This is a genomic window from Promicromonospora sukumoe, assembly GCF_014137995.1.
GTDB classification, from domain to species: Bacteria; Actinomycetota; Actinomycetes; order Actinomycetales; family Cellulomonadaceae; genus Promicromonospora; species Promicromonospora sukumoe.
Genome location: NZ_JACGWV010000002.1, coordinates 1,010,980 through 1,024,950, shown reverse-complemented (window position 1 = coordinate 1,024,950; position 13,971 = coordinate 1,010,980). Strand labels below are relative to the sequence as shown.

11 protein-coding genes are annotated in these 13,971 nt (G+C 74.6%); 2 read left to right on the top strand and 9 right to left on the bottom strand.

Annotation, left to right across the window (positions count from 1 at the left end; genetic code table 11):
* Positions 1–37: 37 nt before the first annotated feature.
* From FHX71_RS21610 to FHX71_RS21595, 4 genes are all read right to left on the bottom strand, one after another.
* Positions 38–382 (bottom strand): WXG100 family type VII secretion target, encoded by a 345-nt coding sequence (locus FHX71_RS21610; RefSeq protein WP_246403364.1) that lies wholly within the window; start codon positions 380–382, stop codon positions 38–40.
* 101 nt (positions 383–483) lie between these two features.
* On the bottom strand, positions 484–1,188 hold the full coding sequence (locus tag FHX71_RS21605; protein WP_182619484.1) for an HD domain-containing protein: 705 nt from the start codon (positions 1,186–1,188) through the stop codon (positions 484–486).
* 92 nt (positions 1,189–1,280) lie between these two features.
* Positions 1,281–2,792 carry a sensor histidine kinase gene (locus tag FHX71_RS21600; protein ID WP_182619483.1) on the bottom strand — a complete coding sequence of 504 codons (1,512 nt, stop codon included), beginning with the start codon at positions 2,790–2,792 and terminating at the stop codon, positions 1,281–1,283.
* The gene (locus FHX71_RS21595) at positions 2,785–3,510 is read right to left on the bottom strand and encodes a response regulator transcription factor (protein ID WP_182619482.1); all 726 of its coding nucleotides are present in this window, start codon (positions 3,508–3,510) and stop codon (positions 2,785–2,787) included. Before FHX71_RS21595 ends, FHX71_RS21600 begins: the two co-directional genes overlap by 8 nt.
* Positions 3,511–3,659: 149 nt before the next feature.
* Between FHX71_RS21595 and FHX71_RS21590 the strand changes: the two genes are divergently transcribed.
* Entirely contained in the window at positions 3,660–4,253 is a 594-nt protein-coding gene (locus FHX71_RS21590) for an NYN domain-containing protein (protein ID WP_182619481.1), read from the top strand.
* 70 nt (positions 4,254–4,323) lie between these two features.
* Here FHX71_RS21590 and FHX71_RS21585 read toward each other — a convergent pair whose 3' ends face one another.
* The 5 genes from FHX71_RS21585 to FHX71_RS21565 all read right to left on the bottom strand — a co-directional run bounded on the left by FHX71_RS21585 (position 4,324) and on the right by FHX71_RS21565 (position 13,009).
* Positions 4,324–5,127: a carbonic anhydrase gene (locus tag FHX71_RS21585; protein WP_182619480.1), complete on the bottom strand. Its 804-nt coding sequence runs from the start codon at positions 5,125–5,127 to the stop codon at positions 4,324–4,326.
* 114 nt (positions 5,128–5,241) lie between these two features.
* Entirely contained in the window at positions 5,242–7,461 is a 2,220-nt protein-coding gene (locus tag FHX71_RS21580) for a TPM domain-containing protein (RefSeq protein WP_182619479.1), read from the bottom strand.
* 146 nt (positions 7,462–7,607) lie between these two features.
* Positions 7,608–9,305, bottom strand: coding sequence for a DNA repair helicase XPB (locus FHX71_RS21575; RefSeq protein ID WP_182619478.1), 1,698 nt, complete (start codon positions 9,303–9,305; stop codon positions 7,608–7,610).
* 16 nt (positions 9,306–9,321) lie between these two features.
* Positions 9,322–12,027, bottom strand: a complete 2,706-nt coding sequence (locus FHX71_RS21570; protein ID WP_182619477.1) for a helicase-associated domain-containing protein — start codon at positions 12,025–12,027, stop codon at positions 9,322–9,324.
* Positions 12,028–12,088: 61 nt separating this feature from the next.
* Positions 12,089–13,009 (bottom strand): NAD-dependent epimerase/dehydratase family protein, encoded by a 921-nt coding sequence (locus FHX71_RS21565; protein ID WP_182619476.1) that lies wholly within the window; start codon positions 13,007–13,009, stop codon positions 12,089–12,091.
* 125 nt (positions 13,010–13,134) lie between these two features.
* Between FHX71_RS21565 and FHX71_RS21560 the strand changes: the two genes are divergently transcribed.
* Complete coding sequence (locus tag FHX71_RS21560; RefSeq protein WP_182619475.1) at positions 13,135–13,878, top strand: TetR/AcrR family transcriptional regulator; 744 nt, start codon at positions 13,135–13,137, stop codon at positions 13,876–13,878.
* Positions 13,879–13,971 lie beyond the last annotated feature (93 nt).

The window sequence follows — 13,971 nt, the reverse complement described above, 5'->3', positions numbered from 1 at the left end:
GCCTTTTTGTGCCCGCCGGTTTGTACCCCGCGGGGCGTCAGGAGAACATGCGCGTCGCCGCCGCCTCCGCCTCCGCGTAGGTGCGCGCCGCGGCGGCCAGCGCGGCCTGGATCGCGTCCAGCGCGCCCTCGACCTGCGCCTGGGCGCCCCGCCACTGCCCGACCGTGCCGCCGAACGCCGCGGCGGCCGGCCCCTGCCAGCTTGCCTGGAGGGCGTCGAGGTTGCGCATCAGCGCCCCCACCTCGGTGCGTACGGTCGCCACCGAGCCCGCCACCGCCGCGCTCGCCTGCTCCACCTGGTCGCTGTCGACCTCGAACCGCATGGCCATCGCCTCCTCGCACGCCGGCCCGTCCGACGTCGTCGACCGACCGTAGGCACGCAAGGGCCGACGGCGGGACGGCCGCGGGGCGGCCTGTGCACAGGCCTGTGGATGCCGGGGGTGTGGTCGCGCTCGGAGCGGCGCGGGGCCGTGCGGAGGGGCTGTCAGGCGGACCCGAGCTTCGCCTGCTCCTTGCGCAGCCGGTGCAGCTCCATGTCGAGGTTCTGCCGCGCGGGCTCCTCCCACGCGGCGCCCATGGGGCTCAGGAAGAGCGATCTGCGGGCGAGCAGCCGCTCGATCACCCGGATGCGGGCCCGGAGGTAGTCCTCGGCGGGGATGTGCGCGTACTCGGCACGGACCGCCGACTTGTAGTCCTTGTACCGCTGCGGCTCGGCGGCGAGCATCGCGAGGTCGGCGTCGTTCAGTACCGCGGCGTCGAAGTCCGTGGGGTCGGGCGCGTGCCGCACGATGGCGTTGACCAGGGCGGCGACCCGGGCCGCGGCGCGCGTGGGCACCCCGAGGCCGATGAGCTCCTCGTGCGCCAGCACCGCGGAGGCCGTCGTCTGCTCGCCGCCCTGCGAGGCGTCGGCGACCTTGCGCTCCGCGTTGAACACCGCGCCGTGGTACCAGGCGGCGAGGCGCACCAGGTCCGGCTCGTGCGTCTCCTCGGCCAGCTCGTCCACGCGGTGCAGCACGGAGGCCAGGTGGCGCAGGTTGTGGAAGTGCCGGTTCTCGTCGGCCCACCGCTCGAGGAGCGACTGGCCGATCGTCTCGATCGCGTCGGTGTCCGCCGTGGCTCCCGCGCCCACCGCACTCCGGACGAAGGATCTGAGGAACCACTGCGGCGCGTCAGACGTCAGCACGCCCATGTGAATTCTGCCTAACGGTCGAGGTCGGTCACTCCACGACCAGCCTATTACCGAAACGATCGGCGGCGGCTACCGCGGTCACGGAACCGTGGTCACGGTTCGGCGGCGACGACGTCGGCGTCCGACGTCGAGAGCGGCAGCGTGAGGCGGACCGTGAGGCCGCCGCCCGGCGTCTGCGCCACCTCGACGTGCCCGCCGTGCGTGCCGACGATCGCCGCGACGATCGCCATCCCCAGCCCCGAGCCGCCGCCCGACTCCCGCGTGCGCGACGAGTCCGCCCGGTAGAACCGCTCGAAGATCCGCCGGCCCTGCTCCTCGGTGAGGCCGGGGCCGTGGTCGCGAACCTCCAGCACGGCCGCGCCGTCCGAAGCCGGGTCGTCCGGCACACCCAGCGCGATCTCGGCGGGCGTGCCCGCCGGCGTGTGCCGCGCGACGTTGCCGATGAGGTTGGTGAGCACCTGCCGCAGGCGGTCGCCGTCGCCCTCCACGACGAGCTTCCCGGGGGCCTCGGCACCGCCGTCCCCGAGGGGCACGACGGTGACCTCGCGCGTCGGGTCCAGGGCGTGCAGGTCCTGGGCCGAGTCGCGCGCGAGGGCGGCCAGGTCCACGTCCTCCCGGGCGACGGGCCGGCCCTCGTCGAGCCGGGCCAGCACCAGCAGGTCGTTGACCAGGGTGCCCATGCGGCGGGCGGCGTCCTCGATGCGGAACATCGTGTCGTCGACCTTGTCCGTCGTGTCCAGCGCGCCCATCCGGTACAGCTCGCCGTACCCGCGGATGGTCGCGACGGGAGTGCGCAGCTCGTGGGACGCGTCCGAGACGAACTGCCGCATCCGCACCTCGGAAGCCTCCTGGGCGGCGAAGGCGCGCTCGATCTGCGTCAGCATCGCGTTGAGCGACGCCGCCAGGGAGCCCATCTCCGTGCCCGGGGGCGCCTCCGGGACACGCAGGGTCAGGTCGCCGGCCGCGATCTGCGCGGCGGTGTGCTCCACCGACCGCAGCGACCGCAGCGACCGCTCCACCAGCACCCAGGCGGTGAGGCCGCCGAGCAGCACGATGCCGAGGCCGGACATGATCAGGGTGCGGGTCAGGATCGAGACGGTCTTGTCCATGCCCACCAGCGGCAGCGCCACGTAGACGACGGCGCGCTCGCCGCTCGGGTAGGTCGCGGCCAGGGTGATGACGCGCCAGCTCTCGGTGCCCGTGTCAGGACCGGAGTCGGCATCCGAGTCGTCTGCGCCGGTGGCCGCGGCGGCGGTGAACGGCTCGCCGCCACTGTCCACGGCCTCGTCGTAGGTCACCGTCGGCAGCTCGGGCGTACCGAACCGGGTGATCGCCGAGTTGCCCAGCTGCGTCTGCTTCCCGCTCTCGTTCTCGATCAGCACGTAGTAGTCGCTCGGCAGCGCCTGGCCCGAGGTGGACTGGATGATGCCGATCGGGTCGAGCGCGGCGGTGTGCAGCTCGTCGTCCACCTGCTGGACCAGGAAGCTCGACACCACTGTCGTCGTGGCGATGCCGGCGATGCCGAGCCCCGCTGCCAGCAGGAGCGCGATGATCGCGACAAGACGTGCGCGCAGGGGGATGCCGGCGAGACGTTCCTTAAGCACGGACGGGCTGCGGGGCGCGCAGCAGGTACCCGACTCCGCGCTTCGTGTGGATCAGCGGGGGCAGGGTCTCGCCCTCGACCTCGAGCGTGTCGATCTTGCGCCGCAGGTACGAGATGTAGGACTCGACGATGTTCGCGTCGCCGCCCCAGTCGTACTGCCACACGTGGTCCAGGATCTGCGCCTTGGACAGGACACGGCCGGAGTTGAGCATGAGGTACCGCAGCAGCTTGAACTCCGTGGGGGACAGGTCCACCTCGACGCCCGCGCGGCGCACCTCGTGCGAGTCCTCGTCCATCTCGAGGTCGCCCACGTGCAGCACGGCCTCCTCCTCGGGGGCGGGCACACCCGTGCGGCGCAGCACGGCGCGGATGCGGGCCACGACCTCCTCCAGGCTGAACGGCTTGGTCACGTAGTCGTCGCCGCCGACGGTGAGGCCCTGCACCTTGTCCTGCGTGTCGTCCTTGGCGGTGAGGAAGACGACGGGGGTGTGGCGGCCGGTCGCCCGCATGCGGCGCGTGACGGTGAAGCCGTCCATGTCGGGGAGCATCACGTCGAGCACCACGAGGTCCGGCTCCACGTCGCGGACGAGCTGGAGAGCGCCGTTGCCGTCCGCGGCGGCATGGACCTCGAAGCCCGCGAAGCGCAGGGACGTGGACAGGAGCTCGCGGATGTTCGGTTCGTCGTCCACGACGACCAGACGCGCCTCGGGAGTAGCCATGTTTCCAGTGTGCGGCTGGTTCCTGAAGACTGCCTGAGTTTCGCCCGGGAAATCGCCCGGGCGCCTTCTCGGCCGGGCTCTGCCCGGTTCGCCCGCCCTGATCCGGGTTCGGCTCCGCGATTCAGCGCACACGGCCTAGGCTGTGACGCATGTCAGCACCGTCCCCGCAGGAGCCCGGGCAGATGCCCCGGCGCACGTATCTCATCGTCGACGGTGAGAACATCGACGCCACGCTCGGCATGAACGTGCTGAACCGCCGTCCGGCACCCGAGGAACGCCCCCGCTGGGACCGCATCTCCGCGTTCGCGGAGAAGGTCTGGTCGCAGGAGGTCGTGCCGCTGTTCTTCCTGAACGCGACCTCCGGCCAGATGCCGATGCCGTTCGTGCAGGCGCTGCTCGCCATGGGCTACAAGCCCATCCCGCTGGCCGCGCAGGGCTCGGAGAAGGTCGTCGACGTCGGTATCCAGCGCACCCTCGACGCGCTGATGGACCGGCCCGGCGACGTGCTCCTCGCGAGCCACGACGGCGACTTCCTGCCGCAGATCGAGGCCCTCCTGGCCGATGACGACCGCCGCGTCGGCCTGCTGGGCTTCCGCGAGTTCGTCAACGCCCGGTTCACCGAGCAGGAGCAGCGCGGTCTGGTCATGTACGACCTGGAGGCCGACGCCGACGCCTTCACGACCATGCTGCCGCGCGTCCGGATCATCCCGATCGAGGAGTTCGACCCGCTGCGCTACCTGTAGCCCGCAGCGGCGCCCCGGGCCGGTGGCCCGGGGCGCCCCGCGCTACCGGCTCAGGACTACCGGCTCAGCACTACCGGCTCAGCGCGAGCGTGCCCTCGTACGGGGTGCGGTCGCCCTGGGGCAGCGTCGGGCGGGCGTTGTGCCCGTGCGACGCCTCGTCGAGCACCGCGATCTGCTCGGCCGACAGCTCGACCGGCGTCGCGTAGACGACCCACTGGACGCCCTCGGTGCACGGCGGCGTCGTCAGGCTGCCCTCGTACGCCTCGTAGGTGGGGTCCGTCGGCAGCATCGCCGCGACGTCGAGCGACAGGTCGGCGGTGCCGGGTGACGCCGCGCCCTCGACGAACGGTTGCCAGGCCGCGTTCTCGGCGCCCTCCTCGGCGAGGACGCCGATCACGAGCGTGCGCCCGTCCTCAGTGCTGTGGACCAGGTGGAACTCGGCGTCCATCGCCTCGCCCTCGACGGTGTGCTCCGACGGCACGTGGAAGTGCGTCTGGGCGAGGGCGAACTCTGCACCGTCCCACTCGATCGTCGAGGCCCCGCTCTCGGGGACGAGCTGGACGGTGTGGCCGGTGTCGACCGACTCGCCGACCGTCGGGGACGACGTGATCGTCGGGTGGCCCGTCGCCTGCTGGTCGGCGTGGGCGGGCAGGTCGATGGGCGACTGCGCGTCACCGGTCGAGCACGCCTCGAAGTCGGCGGAGAGGTGTCCCCACTCCGCCGGCCCCTCCGCGCCCTCGTACGTCCAGTGCACCTCGCCGCCCACGCCGGGCGGAGGTCCGTCGGAGGCCGCGTCGTCCGCGGCGGTGCCCGTGCCGCAGGACGCGAGCAGCGGGAGGAGGAGCAGTGCGGTGGGCAGGGCGTGCTTCTTCAACGTGTACTCCGGAGGGTGATCCGCGTGAACGGCGAGAGGCCGGTTTGCCGGCAGCTCAAACTACCGTTTTCACGATATTTCGCCCACCCCTTCGCGGCGATTCGTGCGGGCCGGTCACCTCGCCGACGCCGGCCACCAGGCGCGGACCACGCCCAGCTTCCGGTGCGCCGCCGGGCGCCCGCCGCCGAACCCGCCGCCGCCGAACCCGCCCCCGATGCGCGCCGTGTGGGCGCGCTTGCGGGAGCGCACGAGGCTGGGGTCCAGCAGGATGCCGCCGAGCATCATGCCGCCCGTGATCGGCCCGTTCGCGTCGGCCCCGTCGGCGTCGTGCTCCGCCTCGGCGGCGGCCACCACGACGGCGTCCGCGTCCTGCCGGGCGAGCCGGGCGGCCTCGCGGACCAGCTCGCTCGCGTCCTGGGCCTCCCCGAGAGCCGAGGTCGGGTCGGTGGGGTGGAGCGTCCGTGCGACGTCGGCCAGCCGGACCGCCTCCGCGAGGCGGGTCCGGGCCGCCGCGCCGACCGCACCACGGCGGGTGGCAATGAAGACGTCGGTCTGGCGCAGCTGCGCGTCGACCCGGCGGAGCGTGTCGCGCAGCAGGGCGGACGCCCGCGCCTTGACCTCGGTGGCGTCGCGCGTGGACGCCAGGGCGGCGTCGAGGGCGGCCTCCGCGGCGGCGACGCGCTGCAGCCCGGCGAGCGGGTCGCCGCCCTCGCGCGTCACCTCGACGTTCTTCAGCGAGGCCTGGGCCGCGGCGCGCGCGAGGGTGACCCTGAGGTCGCCCTCGATCGCCTTGGCGGCCGCCACGTCCTGGGTCAGGGACGCGATCGACTTGTCGAGCCGGCCGACCGCCTCCCGCAGGTGCAGGGCGGTGGCGTCGACGGCGTCGAGCAGCGTGACGGCCTGTCCCAGCGCGTTCTGCGCGCCCCGCGCGTGCGCGACGGCGACGGTCTTCTGCCCGGCGGCCAGCGCGGACTGCCCGGCGGCCACGGCCTCCTTGGCGTTGGCGAGCAGCAGCTCCGCCTGCTCCGGGTTGCCCACCACGGTGGCCAGCGGGCCGGTCGGGTACCGCCGGGCGAGCTGCGTCAGCAGGCCGCGCGCGCCGGCGACCCGCCGGGACACCTCGGCCTCGCGCGCGACGACGTCGGCGAGCAGTTCCGGGGTGCGCTGCTGCAGGCGGCGCAGGTCGTCGAAGGCGCGGGTGCGGGCGTCGAGCGTGTCCGCCGCGGCCTCGCAGAGCGCGATGATCCTGGTCAGGCGGGCGCGCCGCACGGGCGCGCCGACCTCGTCGCCGTCGGCGTCGACGCCGTCGAGGTCGGTCTCCGCGGGCTCGGGCGCCTCGGCCCGGGGCTCGACGTCCACCGCCTGCCGGACCGCGAACGCCTCGCGGACGTCGGCGGCGGCGCCCGCGAGGATGAGCTCGAAGTCGCGGGTCGCGTCGGCGCCCAGCTCGGAGCGGGCGAAGCCGAGCTCCTGCTCGCAGGTCTTGAGCGCGTCGTCGATGCCGACCAGGGCCGCCGCGGCGCGCTCGTCGAGCTCGTCGAGGGTGAGGCCCGCGAACGCGTCCGCCGTCGGGCCGGGGGACGCCGGGGTGCGGTCCCGGAGCTGGGCGAGCAGCGGCCCGAGCCGGGGCACGGCGAACCGCCACAGCACGTACCCGAGGGCGACCAGGAGCAGGAGCGCCCCCACGGAGACGACCACCACGAGGACGGGGCTGGTGGTCCCGGCGAGCGCGCGCCGCACGTCGTCGGCGGCGTCGGAGGCCGCCGGCGCCCACCGCTCGTCCTCGACGGCGGACGCGACGGCACGGTCGATCTGCCGGAGCTGGCCGTCGGTGAGCGCCACGTTGCTGTCCGCGGACAGGCCGAACTCGTGGTCGGCGGTGGCGATCGCCAGCAGCAGGTCCTCGGCGCCGAGCCCCGACTGGTTCGCGCTCGCGTTGGCCCAGTCCACGGGGTCGATGCCGTCGAAGCTCTCGATGTACACGACGAACATGCGCAGGTCGGACTCGTCGGCGAGCCGGCCGATCGCGGCCAGCACGTCCTGGCGCTCGGCGTCGCTCAGCGCGCTCGCGCCGTCGGTCACGGGGTCCGTGAGGGTAAGCGCCGGCGAGGCGGGGAGGATGTCGGACATCAGCTCCGCCTGCTCGGCGGCCGTCAGGCGCGGCGACACGGACGGCATCGGCTCGGCCGGCCCCACGACCGTCGCGCTGGCGGCCTGCGAGGTGGCCGCCAGGACGACGCCGACCAGACCTGCGAAGGCCACGACGACCCAGCCCCCGGAAACCCGGGTGCCGGGATCGTGCGGATGCTCGGCTCTTGCTCGGGACGCGGTCACGTCCCTGATCGTCACCCCGGTCTCAATGACGCGCAATCGGAGCGGACAACGTTGCGTATATGCAACGAATCCCCAGGTGAATGCCCAGCCTGAAGGGCATTTTCACGCCCGGGTCAGTACGTCGGCAGGGCGCCGTCCGGGCGGCGTCAGGGCGCCGTGGTGCCGGCGGGCGAGCCGTCCAGGTCCTCGGCGTCCACGATGCGGTACGCGTAGCCCTGCTCGGCAAGGAACCGCTGTCGGTGGGCGGCGAAGTCCTGGTCCACGGTGTCCCGCGCGACCACGGCGTAGAAGTGCGCGGTGCGACCGTCGGCCTTGGGCCGCATGATGCGCCCGAGGCGCTGGGCCTCCTCCTGCCGCGACCCGAACGACCCCGACACCTGGATGGCGACCGAAGCCTCCGGCAGGTCCACCGAGTAGTTGGCGACCTTGCTCACCACGAGCCGGGAGATCTCGCCCTCGCGGAACGCCCCGAACAGCCGCTGCCGCTCCTTGTTGGTGGTCTGCCCGGTGATGATCGGCGCCTCGAGGTGCTCGGCCAGCTCCTCGAGCTGGTCGATGTACTGCCCGATGACCAGCACCTGGTCGTCGGGGTGGCGCGCCACGATCTGCTCCACCACCTTCTTCTTGCCCGACGCCGACGCGGCCAGCCGGTACTTGTCCTCCGTCTCGGCCGTCGCGTACGTCATCCGCTCGCTCTCCGGCAGCGTGAGGCGCACCTCGACGCAGTCGGCGGGCGCGATGTAGCCCTGGGACTCGATGTCCTTCCACGGCGCGTCGAACCGCTTGGGCCCGATCAGGCTGAACACCTCGTCCTCGCGGCCGTCCTCGCGCACCAGCGTGGCGGTCAGGCCGAGCCGACGGCGGGCCTGGAGGTCCGCCGTCATCCGGAAGACCGGCGCGGGCAGCAGGTGCACCTCGTCGTACAGGACGAGGCCCCAGTCGCGGGCGTCGAGCAGCTCGAGGTGCGTGTAGACGCCCTTCCGCTTGGTCGTGAGCACCTGGTACGTGGCGATCGTGACCGGCTTGATCTCCTTCTTCGTGCCGGAGTACTCGCCGATCTCGTCCTCGGTCAGCGTGGTGCGCCGCACCAGCTCGTCGCGCCACTGGCGCGCGCTGACGGTGTTCGTCACCAGGATGAGCGTCGTCGTGCCCGACTTGGCCATGGCGCCCGCGCCCACGATCGTCTTGCCGGCGCCGCAGGGCAGCACCACGACGCCCGAGCCGCCGTGCCAGAACCCGTCCACGGCCTGCGCCTGGTAGGGCCGCATCTCCCACGCGGAGGCTTTCTCGTGCGCCGTCTGCGGCTTGGTGACCGGGCTCAGCTCGATCGGGTGCTTCTCGCCGTCGACGTAGCCCGCGAGGTCCTCGGCCGGCCAGCCGAGCTTGACCAGGACCTGCTTGAGGTGGCCGCGCTCGGAGGGGTGCACCGTCACCGTGGCCTCGTCGATCCGCGCGCCGACGAGGCCCGCGGTCCGCTTCGACTTCAGCACCTCCGCGAGGACGGCCCGGTCGGTGCTGCGCAGCACGAGGCCGTGCGCCGGGTCCTGCGCGAGCTGGAGCCGCCCGTAGCGGGACATCGTCTCGGCGACGTCGACCAGCAGCGCGTGCGGCACGGGGTAGCGGCTGAACTCGATGAGCGTGTTCACGACCTGCTCCGCGTCGTGGCCGGCCGCGCGCGCGTTCCACAGGCCCAGCGCCGTCAGGCGGTAGGTGTGCACGTGCTCGGGCGCGCGCTCCAGCTCGGCGAACGGCGCGATGGAGCGTCGCGCCTGCTCGGCGCTCGGGTGGTCGACCTCGAGCAGGAGCGTCTTGTCACTCTGCACGATCAACGGGCCGTCGGGCATGTGGTCTCCCTCAGTCTCAGTTCTGGTTCGCCTCAGGGCGTGGTGACGTCGGCAGGACCGACGCGATGCGGTGGACGGCGATCGTCAGCTCGGCCTCGCGGTCCGGGTCGAGCGCACGAAGCCTGCCGCCGTCGAGGTTCAGGGGTTTGAGCTCGCGGCGCTCCAGCCGGCCGGTGTGCCCGGCCACCTCGATGATCACCGTGGAGCCGTCGCGGAGCGCGTCGCGCAGCAGTGCCAACCCGTCAGCGGGGTGCTGTGTTCCCGGGTCGTCGTCGTCCGGGTCGAGGCCCAGGTCACCGGCTTGCCCGACGACGGCCGGCGGCGCGGACGCCGACCCGTTCGCCGGCCGGGGCGGTACGGGCGCCTCGGGCGCCCCGGACGTCACCTCCTCCGCCGTGCCCGTGCCGGCGGGCCGGCCGGGGACCACGCGGTAGCCGCGCAGGGGTCCGCCGGACGGCGCGACGGAGTGCGCCACCTCGGCGGCGTCCGCCCGCGCCCGCGCACCGGACCGCGCCGCCGCCTCGACGGCGCGCAGGTCGGCGACCAGCGCCTCGGGGTCGGGTGCCCGGGTGGCGACGTCGGACGCGGAACCCATCCGGATCGCGGCCGCCGAGCGCGGGGCCGGCATGGCGCGGCCCGTGACGCCGCGCCGCGCGACGAGCACCCGGCCGTCCGGGCCCTCCAGGGCCGAGACCAGGCCGCGGCTGCGCAGCGCCTCGTGCAGGGCGGCCGCCGGGACCGACGCCGCCAGGACCGTGGGCGCGAGCCGCACCAGCCCCAGCCCGACGAGCGACGGGTCGTGCTCCAGACCGGCGAGGACGGTCGGGTCCGCGGCCCGCAGGTACGCCGACGCCGAGCCCACGCGCACCGCGCCGTGCCGTCGGGCCGTGTCCCGGACCAGGTACTCCAGCGGCTGGGGCACGGGGACGGGGGAGCGGTGCGACAGCTCGTCGAGCAGGCCCTCCGCCGTCTCCCCCTGGTCGAGCGCGCGCGTGACCGAGGCGGGGCTGAACCGCACCGTCGTGGCCGCGCCGCGCGACTCCACGTCCGTCGACCGCTCCAGGAGCCGCGCGAGCTCGCGCGACGGCCGGCCCGGGACGATGCCGGTCAGGTCGCCCTGGAGCAGGATCTCGTCCACCTCCTGCGGCAGCACCGCCCGCAGCGTCCCGGCGACGTCGTCCGGCCCGCTCGGCGCCTCGGGCGCGTCCGGCAGGAGCGCCCGGCCCGGCGCCGACAGGGCGCCCGCGCCCGTCACGCCCAGCCACGCGGCCTCGGCCAGCAGCCCCTCGACGGCGCTCGCGGGCGGCACCGAACGGGGCGTGTGCCACGTCAGCACCTCGACCACGGCGTCCGACGTCGGCGCGAGGACCGCGTCGTCGGCCCGGCCCGCCGCGAGCACCCCGAGCACGCTCTCGCGCAGGCGCGGCACCCAGGGCCGCTGCAGGTCCGGCGACAGCGGCGCGCGCAGCGCACCCTTGTCGTCGCGCGAGCCCACCAGCCACGGCGCCCGGCGGGAGGCCAGCCAGGCCTCGGCCAGGCGGGCCCAGCGGGCCGCGTCGTCCAGGTCGTCCCAGTCGGTCACCGTCGGCACGTACGACGGCGGCGCCTCGCCGTCGTCCCGCACCAGGCCCGCCAGCGCGGCGACCTCGACGACGAACGCCGCCGCGGGCTCGTCCGTCTCCAGCAGCACGGCGATCCGCCGCAGGTCCCGCACGCCCAGGCCGCCGGCGCGCAGCACCGACGGCGGGCTCTCGTCCCACGCCTGGCGCAGCACCCGCACGCGGCGGACGAGCTCGAGCGCGGCGCTCGCCGCCTCGGCGTCGGCGGTGTCCGGGTGCACGGCGCGGCCCCGGGGCTCGGGGGCCCGGGTGTGCGGCGCACGGTGGGTGTGCCCGCCGCGGAGCGCCAGCCCGACCAGCCGGGGCAGCACCACGTGCCGAGCGTCCGAGCGGACCAGGAGATGGGCGGTGACCAGCCAGTTCACCGCGTCGCGCGGGCGGGTGCCCGCGGCCGGCACGACGCCGACGGGCGGCCCCCAGGTGAGGGCGTCGAGGATCTGACGGGCCCCGCCGGGCGCCTCGGCGAGCAGGGCGTCGAGCGCGGCGTCCGTCCCGTCCGGGCCGGGGGCCAGCGCTCCGGCCACGGCGGCGGCCAGCCCGTCCGGGACGGGTTCGACGTGCGGGCCCAGGCCCGCGGGGTTCGGGCCGAGCAGCTCGTCCAGCCCGGGCGAGGTGCGCAGGTCCTGGCCCGACGCCGGGTCGTCGGGGCCGGCGTCGGGCCCGGCGTCCTGCCCCGGGGCCTGACCCGTGTCCCAGAGCAGGGCCTGCTCCACGGCCCGCTCGACGGCCGCCGCCACCAGGGGCCGGTCGTCCGCGGAACCGCCGACCGCCCAGGTGACCACGTCGGTGCTGAGGGGTCCGGGCAGCGGCGGCTCGGCGGTGCCCGGGCCCCCGGGGCCGGGCGGGGCGCGGAAGACGGGCTCCAGGGCGAGCACCGCCTCCAGGACCTGGAGCGTCAGGGCGTCGGAACGGGAGAGCGCACGCTCGAGCGAGGTGCGGCTCGACGCGCGGGCCGCGAGCGACCGGAGCGTGGAAGGAGAGGGAGCGGCGAGATCAGGACGGGCGCGCAGGAGCGCGGCGAGCGCGGTGTCCGAGCGCTGCCGGAGGTCGTCGGCGAAGTGCCGCGTGGCCGCCGCCGGCGCTGCGGGGAGCGAGGAGGCCATCCTGACGATGCTACGCGGGTTTCCTGCGGCCCCGTCGCGCGCGCGGCGCCCCGGGCCGCCGTCAGACCTGCGCGGTGCGGGCGCAGACCTCCTCCCACGGCGTCGGGGTGATGCCGAAGCGGGCGCGGGCGGCGGCGTCGTCCAGGACGTAAGGCCGCTCCCACTGGTAGATGATCTCCCGCATCTCGCGCATGAACGGGACGGCCAGGGCCGCCGCGGCGAGCCCGGCGCCGCGCAGGGACGTGATCCTCACCGGCGGCCTCCCCGCGCTCGCGAGCACGTCGGTGAGCGCCTGCGCCTGCGTGACCGGCGGGTTGCTCGGCACGTGCCAGACGCGACCGTGCGCGCCCGGGTCCTCCGCAGCGGCGACCAGCGTGCGGGCGGCGTCGGCGACGTCGGTGAAGGTGTGCGGTAGGTCGGTGCGGCCCATCATCAGGGCGCGCTTGCCCTGCAGCGCGCTCGGCACCAGGCGCGAGATGTGCCCGTTGCCGCCCACGCCGCGCCCCATGTAGTCGGAGCCGCGGATCTCGACGGCGCGGATGCGCCCGGCCTCGTGCGCCGCGCGGGCGTCGGCCCACATCCGGGCCCGCAGCACGCCCTTGTGGTCGGTCGCGGCGTCGGGCAGGTCCTCGGAGATCGGCACGCCGACGGGGCCGTAGGGGTACAGGGTGCCGGTGATGCCGTAGACGGCGCCGGAGCGCTCCGCGGCGGTGAGCAGGGAGGCGGCCAGCGGCGGCCACACCCGCTCCCACTGCGTGTAGTCGGCCGGGTTGGCGCAGTTGTAGAGGTAGTCGGTCCCCTCGGCCGCGCGGGACAGGGCGTCGGCGTCGGAGGCGTCGAGGGCGAGGTGCTCCACGCCGTCGATCCCGGTGGTCCTGCCCGATCGGCTCACGACCGTGACGCGGGACCCGCGCCCGGCGAGCAGGGCGGCGACGTGCTTGCCGATGGGGCCGGCGCCGACGACGAGGTGGCTGTCAGACATGATCGATGCTCCATTCCGAGAGCGGTGCTCTCTGTTGTGGCGCAAGCGTGGCACGGGCGGGTGCGCCTTGGCAAGAGCAGTGCTCTCAGTTGTGTGCAGTGATCTGACATGCGAACCTGGGCGGCATGAGTCCCGCCCGTACCGCCCGCGCCCTCGCCCGCGAGACGATCACCCGCGAGATCCTCGACGCGGCCCGCGCGCGGCTGTCCACCGACGGCGCCGCCGCGCTCTCGCTGCGCGCCGTCGCGCGCGACGTCGAGATGGTGTCGTCGGCCGTGTACCGGTACTTCCCGAGCCGCGACGCGCTGCTCACGGCGCTCTTGATCGAGTCGTACGACGAGCTCGGCGCCGCCGCGGAGGCCGCCGACGCCGCCGTCGCCGACCGCGCCGACACCGGCGCCCGGTGGCTGGCGACCTTCCGTGCCGTGCGGGCCTGGTGCGTGGCCCACCCGGGGGAGTTCGGGCTGCTGTACGGCACACCCGTGCCCGGTTACGCCGCGCCGCGGGACACTGTCGTGCCTGCCGTCCGCGTCGTCCGCGTGCTCGCCACGATCACCGGCGACGCCTATGCCGCGGGCGCGCGCCCCGCCGCCGTGCCGGCCCCCGTGGCCGCGGCCACCGCGGACGCGCCCGTGACCATCGCGCCCGGGCTCGCGTTCATCGCGGACCAGGGCCTCTGGGCAGGCGCCGACCTGGCCGACGACGACGTCCCGGAGGCCGTGCGCCGCACGATCATGGCGTGGACCACGCTCTTCGGCCTGATCTCGTTCGAGCTGTTCGGCCACCAGGTCGGCTCGGTCGCCGACCCGGCCCGGTGGCTCGACGAGGTGGCGCTCCGGCTCGGCGCCGACCTGGGCATCGGGGTCTGAGACCGGTCAGCGGGGCGCCTCGTGCGCGCCACGCGGGCGAAGAACGGTCAATGCATGCGACGCGGTAGGCATCTGCCCGGTAACCTTGTGCAA